Origin of the sequence: Mycolicibacter sinensis (genome assembly GCF_001673565.1) — a bacterium.
Taxonomy (GTDB): Bacteria; Actinomycetota; Actinomycetes; order Mycobacteriales; family Mycobacteriaceae; genus Mycobacterium; species Mycobacterium sinense_C.
In genome coordinates this window covers 33,730-40,902 of the sequence record NZ_LZMF01000081.1, presented here as the reverse complement: position 1 = coordinate 40,902, position 7,173 = coordinate 33,730, and the positions used below count along the sequence as shown (strand labels likewise).

The 7,173-nt window shown below is 64.1% G+C and carries 7 protein-coding genes; 4 read left to right on the top strand and 3 right to left on the bottom strand.

Features of this window, described 5'->3' with window-relative positions; genetic code table 11:
• Positions 1–75: hypothetical protein (locus tag A5648_RS25095; RefSeq protein ID WP_428844308.1), on the bottom strand; the 75-nt coding region annotated here is incomplete at its 3' end.
• Between the two features lie 73 nt (positions 76–148).
• On the bottom strand, positions 149–985 hold the full coding sequence (locus A5648_RS13120; RefSeq protein ID WP_065024966.1) for a mycofactocin-coupled SDR family oxidoreductase: 837 nt from the start codon (positions 983–985) through the stop codon (positions 149–151).
• A gap of 177 nt (positions 986–1,162) precedes the next feature.
• On the opposite strand from A5648_RS13120, the gene A5648_RS13115 reads away from it, so the two are divergent.
• From A5648_RS13115 to A5648_RS13100, 4 genes are read left to right on the top strand one after another with little or no spacing between them, the layout of a single operon-like run.
• Positions 1,163–1,945: an enoyl-CoA hydratase/isomerase family protein gene (locus A5648_RS13115; RefSeq protein ID WP_165607343.1), complete on the top strand. Its 783-nt coding sequence runs from the start codon at positions 1,163–1,165 to the stop codon at positions 1,943–1,945.
• A complete protein-coding gene (locus A5648_RS13110; RefSeq protein WP_065024964.1) occupies positions 1,942–2,844 on the top strand; it encodes an alpha/beta hydrolase in 903 nt (300 codons plus the stop codon). The genes A5648_RS13115 and A5648_RS13110 overlap by 4 nt, the downstream gene beginning before the upstream one ends.
• Complete coding sequence (locus tag A5648_RS13105) at positions 2,841–4,217, top strand: flavin-containing monooxygenase (protein WP_065024963.1); 1,377 nt, start codon at positions 2,841–2,843, stop codon at positions 4,215–4,217. Before A5648_RS13110 ends, A5648_RS13105 begins: the two co-directional genes overlap by 4 nt.
• A gap of 35 nt (positions 4,218–4,252) precedes the next feature.
• Positions 4,253–5,560, top strand: coding sequence for a PucR family transcriptional regulator (locus A5648_RS13100; RefSeq protein WP_165607342.1), 1,308 nt, complete (start codon positions 4,253–4,255; stop codon positions 5,558–5,560).
• A 19-nt stretch (positions 5,561–5,579) separates the two neighbouring features.
• Here A5648_RS13100 and A5648_RS13095 read toward each other — a convergent pair whose 3' ends face one another.
• Complete coding sequence (locus A5648_RS13095; protein ID WP_065024961.1) at positions 5,580–7,130, bottom strand: acyl-CoA synthetase; 1,551 nt, start codon at positions 7,128–7,130, stop codon at positions 5,580–5,582.
• Between the last annotated feature and the right edge of the window lie 43 nt (positions 7,131–7,173).

The following is a 7,173-nucleotide window of genomic DNA, read 5'->3' as shown; positions in this document are numbered from 1 at the left end:
GCCGATGAAGTTCCCGTAGCGGGACTCGTAACTCATCAGTGCCCCCGCGGACCCCGGGCGTGCGAAAACGGTCATCGAAGCTGCTCCATCTCCCTCGGCCGACACTCGTCGGACAGATTGCGTGTGGTGTACGCGCCCAGACCCATAGCTATTTCGCCGTCAGGCCGGCATCGACCGGCAGCGTGACGCCGGTGAGGTAGCGGCCCGCGTCCGAGCACAGATACACCATCGCCTCGGTCACATCGAGGCACTCCACCATCGGCACCGGCAGCAGATTCTCCAGCGCCGCACCGAACTCGGGGTGTTTGGTGATGTACTGCTCAACCTCGGGGTTCTGGATCATCGGTGTGGCGACCCCGGTCGGGTGTACCGAGTTGACTCGGATCCCACGTTCAGCCAGTGTTGTTGCGTAGTAACGCATCAGCCCGACAACGCCATGCTTGGCTGCTGTGTATCCGGCGCCGCCGTGGCTCTTCGTCGCGAATCCACGTCCGACCGATTTGAGGCCGGCCGCTGAACTCGTGATCACCACAGCACCCCCATCGCCGTGCCGGAGCAACGCCGGCAACGCTGCCTCGATGGTGAAGTAGACCCCGTTGAGCATCACACCGATGGAATCCAGATAGGCAGCCAGCTGCCGTGATTCGTCGCCGAACACCGGTCCGATACCGGCGTTGGCCAGTACATAGTCGATCCGGCCGAACTCGCCGACCGCGTTGTCCACCACCACTTCCAGCTGTGCAAGGTCTCGTACATCAGCTTGCTCCGCGATGATCCGCCGCCCGGTACTTTCGACCAACCTGACGGTTTCGTCCAGGTCCTCCAGCGTGCTCAGCGCGTACGCGACACTGTCGAGTTGCCGGCACAGATCGATCGCGATGATGTCAGCACCCTCCTGGGCGAAGCGCACGGCATGAGCACGGCCCTGCCCCCTGGCGGCACCGGTGATGAACGCCACCTTGCCTTCGAATCGGCCAGATATCATGTCGCCTCTCGCGGAACGAATTGTCGCCGAACATATCTGCCCGTCCTGCCTCATTGTGGTGTTCATCGCCAGAATGGGAAGGCCAACGAGGGCCTTCGTTGAGGTTGCACAACACCGCCGGCGATCTCTGTGCCACATGACATGGCCCGCAGAGGATCTGCCCGCTTAGCTACTCTCATGGCTCTCGTCCGGTTAGAACGCAGCAAGGGTGTCGCGCAACTAGTGCTCGCCCGCCCGGAGCGGCGCAACGCTCTTGACGAGGAACTCATCGAGGACCTCACCACGGCGATCGCCGAACTAGAGGCCGACGGTGAGATCGGGTGCGTCGTGGTCCGCGGCGACGGCCCAGGCTTCAGTTCGGGCATCGACGCCTCCACCCTGACCCGGCTGAGCACCCCCGAGGGTCTCAGGCGGATCCGCTCCGCGTTTGTGGCGGCCTATGACCGACTCGAGCAGCTGCCGATTCCGACCGTCGCGAGCGTGCACGGCTGGGCAATCGGAGCGGGATTCGAGCTTGCGCTGGCGTGCGACCTGCGCGTAGTCGCTGCCGATGCGACACTTGGTCTGCCCGAGACCCGGATGGGCGTGGTGCCCGACGTCGGCGGCACCGGCCGGCTGACATCGCTCGTCGGCGCTGGCAGAGCCAAGGAGCTGATCCTTACCTCGGCGATGATCGACGGGACGCGCGCGGGCCGCCTCGGTATCGCCAACCGCGTCGCACCCGTCACCAAACTGGCGGCAGTCACCGCGGCGTTGACCGACGAATTGCTTACTTGTTCGCGCACGGCGAATGGACTGGCCAAACGCATCATCGATGGCTCTGCGCGGCCGACGTGGGAGGACACCCTCGACGCGGAGCTCGACGCCCAACTGCATTGCATCGGGACACCAGAGTTCAGCGCGGCCTGTGGCCGATTCCTCGCCTCGCCGGGCGCCAACACTCCCCAGGCGCGACGATGAAGCGCTTCGAGATCCAGATTCCAGTGGGCGGAGCCACGATCGCGGCGTGGCACTACGCCGCAGACGGTGCCGACTCACGACCGTGCGTGGTGATGGCCCACGGTTTCTGCGGCACCCGGGACGCCGGGTTGGTGGGTTTCGGCGAGCGATTCGCCGAAGCCGGCATCGACACCTTGTGTTTCGACTACCGCGGGTTCGGCGCTTCGGGAGGACGAGCACGGCAAGTCGTGGACTTCCCCGACCAGCTCCGGGACTACCACGCGGCCATTGATTCCGCGCAACGGCTGGCGCACATTAGCGGCGTTGCGGTCTGGGGTACCTCGCTTTCGGGAGGCCACGTCTTCGCGGTCGCCGCCCAACGCCACGACCTCATCGGGGCCATCGCCTTGACTCCGATCGTCGACGGACGCAAGTCGGCACTGCGGATGCGCCGATCTGTTCCGCCCGGTGCCGCGATTCGCTTGGGCACAAGCGCGATCCGAGATGCGATCAGGGCTCGTACTGGACGTCCTCCCCTGTTGGTACCCGCAGCAGGTACGCCGCGCAGTGTCGCGATGCTCACCACGCCGGACGCGCTTCCCGGCTACCTGGCTATCGCAGTGCATGCACCACTGTGGCGCAACGAGTTCGCAGCACGCGTACTGCTGGCGATACCGCGCTACCGACCGGGTCTGCATGCCGACCGCATCACCTGTCGCATGCTCGTGCAGATCGCAGCCGCCGATCGCAACGCACCACCCGACCTGGCGGAGGCGGCCGCCCGGCGTGCCGACGCTGTGGTGAATGAATATGCCGGTGCCGGCCACTTCGATGTCTACGACACCGGCTCGGCCTTCGACGCCGTGGTCACAGACCAGATTTCGTTCCTCGCGTCTCTCTCTGAAAGGACCGCACGATGATCGACCCGACCAACAGTCATCCCCGCGCCTGCGTAATCGGAGCCGGCTCGGCCGGCCTCGCCGCGTGCGCCGGTCTCAAGGGGGCGGGCATCGCCTTCGACTGTTACGAGAAGAGTGACCGGGTCGGTGGCCTGTGGGTTTTCGACAATCCCAGCGGGACGGCTGCCGCGTACCGCACGCTCAGTTCCAACGCACCCAAGGCGTACATGGGCTATCACGATTTCCCCATGGCCGCGGACCTACCCGCTTACCCTAGCCACTGGGACTTCGCCCGCTATTTCGACGACTATGCGCGACACTTCGGTCTGCACAAGCACATCAGCTTCCAAACCGAGGTCACCCATGTAGCCCCGCTCGCCGACGGAGGCTTCTCGGTGAACCTGTCCGATGGTAGTACCAAAGACTACGACTACGTGTTGGTCGCAAACGGCCACCACTGGGATCCGCGAATGCCGGAACCGATGTTCCCCGGGACCTTCGACGGAACGATCATGCATTCTCGTGAGTACCGCGACGCAGCATTCATGGCGGGCAAGCGGGTCACCGTGGTTGGTATCGGCAACAGCGCCGTCGATATAGCCTGCGAGGCGGCCCATGTCGCCGACAAGACTTATCTGTCAGTACGGCGCGGCGCCCACATCATGCCCAAGTACGCCTTCGGGATGGCACCACCCAATTGGCTGTTGAACTCTGCCTCACACAAACTCGGACGCATAATGCTCGGGGCACTCATGCGGCTGGTGAACGGGCGCGGCCAGGACTACGGGCTCCCGGTACCCGATCATGCATTCGGCAACGCGCACCCGACGATGTCTGCCGGCATTATGGATGAACTGCGACTGGGAAGAATCCAGCCCAAGCCTCAAATCGCCGAACTTCTAGGTGATCAGGTTCGGTTCGTCGACGGCTCGGTTGAGCAGGTCGACCTGATCATCTGCGCCACGGGATACAACATCACGTTCCCCTTCTTCGATGAATCGTACGTCTGTGCGCCCGACAATCAGATCGCGCTCTACCACCGAGTCGTGCATCCCGACCGGCCCGGACTGTTCTTCGTCGGGCTTTGCCAGCCGCTGGGCGCCATCCAGCCACTCGCCGAGTTGCAGGGCAAATGGATCGGCGAGCTGCTGTCGGGTACTTGCGCATTGCCCAGCCCGGAAGACATGCGCCGGGCAATCGCAGCAGACCAGATCGCCCTGCGGAAGCGCTTTGTCGACTCCACTCGTCACACGGTTCAAGTCGACCACAATCACTACCTCAAGGCATTGCGGCGCGAGATCGGTGTGGGCCGGCGACGTGCACGCCGGCCACGTACAAGCCTGGATATCGGACAGGCCCCACGACTGGCAGCTACCACGAATCGTTCAACCTGACCGACAGGGATTCGTTGGCCGGTAAGATGATTTCGGTGGTCGACCGGCTCCCCGCTAACGAGGCCATCATTGTTTGCGCACAAGATCTTCTGGCGCGCCTCGATGATGTGACAGTGCAGCTGTCCAAGCAGCTCGCCGGATCCGTACCCGAGTTCTTCGAGGACGAGGACCTCGTTCGGGAGGTCGAGGCTAGCGCCTACGGCAATGTTGCAGCGATGTTGTCGGTGTTCAGGGCCGAGAACACCGCGGAAGACGTGCCGATCCGCGCGGAGGTCACGGCATTCGCCTCCGCAGTCGCCCGCCGCCAGATTCCGTTGGAGTCACTCATCCAGGCCTACCGGGTGGGGCAGACCCTGTTCTCGCGACTGTGGATGGATGTCCTGGCCGAACACATCAGCGATCAGCTCGTGTTCATCGAGGCATTGCATCGCAGCTTCGACGAATTGAACATCTACCTTGATCGCGTCGTGGCACAACTCGTCGGCGACTACGAGCGGGAGCGAGAACGCTGGCTGCGCGGCGAAGCCGCACGCCGTGCCGCCTTGGTCGGTCGCCTGCTACGCGGCGACCGCATACCGATCGACCATGCCAGCCGCCAGCTGGACCACGACCTACGCGCTCGACAGACGGCTCTAGTGGCATGGACGGCCTCGCATGGTGAGGTCGAGCGGCAGCTGGCAGCCCTCGAAACACGCCTGGCCGCTGTGGCGTCGGGCGCCGGCGTTTCGCGGATGCTGATGTTGCCGGCCGGCACCTGCACGATGTGGGCATGGATCGCCGGCGACATTGATGCCGAGAAGCTCGCCGATGCCGGCGGTAAGCCCGACAACCCCGAGGTCCTGGTCGCCGCCGGGCAGACCATCCACGGCGACGACGCGTTCCGGGTCAGCCACGAGCAGGCCCTGCGCGCCCGCCACGTCGCATCACACATGACCTCGCCACCTCCGCTCACGCTGCATGCGGATGTTGCCACGGTTGCCTTGCTGGCCAACGACTACGACGAGGCTCGTCGCTTCGTCAGCCGCACGCTCGGCAACCTTGCCTGCCGGAATGCAGTTGCTGCCCAGTTGCGGGAAACTCTGCGGGTCTTCCTTCAGGAGGGCGGCAATACTCGTCAGGCGAGCGAACGACTCTTCATGCACCGGAATACCGTGCTGTACCGGTTGCGGCGGGCCGAGGAGTTGATCGGTGTTCCACTAGACAAGCGGCGCCTGGCCGTGGAACTGGCACTGCTCTTTGTCGAGATGTTCGGCGACGACATGTTGCCGCCGGATTCCCCATTCGAGGCTAACTTCGTTGACGGCCCTGATGACTCAGCGAACGCTCCCATCGAACGGATCTGAGACCGGTGGTAGATCGCAGCTAGGCTCCGCAGTCGACCGCAGCCCGGTATCGCTGGCGAAGTTCGCGTTTGAGGACCTTGCCGGCCGCAGACATCGGCAGCGACTCGACGAAATCGACGCTGCGCGGGGCTTTGTAGCCCGCGATGTACCGTTTGGAATCTTCCCTGATAGCCTCCGGCGTTGCCGTGTTCCCCGGTTGCAGAACGACCACCGCATGAACCCGTTCGCCCCAATCCGGGTCGGGGACCCCGATGACCGCGCACTGAGCCACTGCCGGATTCCGGGCGATCGCGCTTTCGACCTCGACCGAATACACGTTCTCGCCACCGGTCACGATCATGTCTTTTATCCGGTCAACAATGAACACGTAGCCGTCTTCGTCCATGCGGCCACCGTCGCCGGTGTGCATCCAGCCGTTGCGAAGGGCCTTGGCAGTTTCATCGGGCTTGTTCCAGTAGCCGAGCATGACGTTGCCGCCACGGACGACGACCTCACCGATGGTTCCCCGCGGCACTTCCTCCCCAGCCTCATCGACGATGCAGACCTCGCAGTTGGGAGCGGCCCGGCCGGCCGACTGCAACAACCCCGCAATGCCGTGATCCTCGGGTCCGAGCAACGTTGCAATCGGCGCCAGTTCGGTCATTCCGTAGGCCTGGGTGAACGCGACCCGCGGCATCGCGACGCCGGCACGCTCGAGTAGCGGCTTGGGGATCGGAGATCCGCCATAGAGAATCGCACGGAGGCTGGACAGGTCCAGTGCGGCCAACCCCGGGTAGTCGACGATCGCCTGAACCATGGTCGGCACTAGCGCGATGTCGGTTACTTGATGGGATTCGACGGCCGACAGCACCGCGTTCGGTTCGAAGCGCGGGACCACCACATGGGTACCACCGAGCAATGTCGTCACACCCCAAGCGGTTAAGCCCGCCAGGTGGAACATCGGCGCGGCATGCAGACAACGGCTGTCCTGCCGCGATCGGAAAACATGGCCTGATGCGACCGCGCCGAGCCACGAAGTCATGATCGCGCCGTGCGACAGCATCACGCCTTTGGGTTCCCCGGAAGTTCCACCGGTGTAGAAGATCCCGGCCAGCTCGCCGCCGCCACGACGCGCATCGGGTACTCCCCTGGCGTCGGCGATCAGCTGCTCGTACCCGACTGTTCCTTCAGGGGGCGCATCTTCGCCGCAGTAGATCACGGTCGACAGATCCTCACAGTTCGCGCGGATCGCGGGGAGCATTTCCCGGTGCGCGTCGTCGATGATGAGGCACTTGGTGCCGGAATCCCGTAGGGCATAGCCGATCTCAGACGCGCTCCACCGGATATTGAGCGGATTGAGCACGGCGTCGGCCCACGGAACGGCAAGTAGGTACTCGTGATAGCAATGCGAGTTCAGGGCCAGGATCGCGATCCGATCGCCGGATACCACCCCGAGTTCACCGAATCCACCGGCCAGCTTCTCGACCCGCCGGGTCACCTCCCGAAAACTCTGGGCTCGCCCGCCCCCGACGATCATCGTCTTGTCAGGGGCTTGTTGGCGCCCGCGATGGAGTCCCTGCGTCATGTACATCTTCTGGCCTCCGAGCCCCTCGCCTCAATCACGTAACAGATAC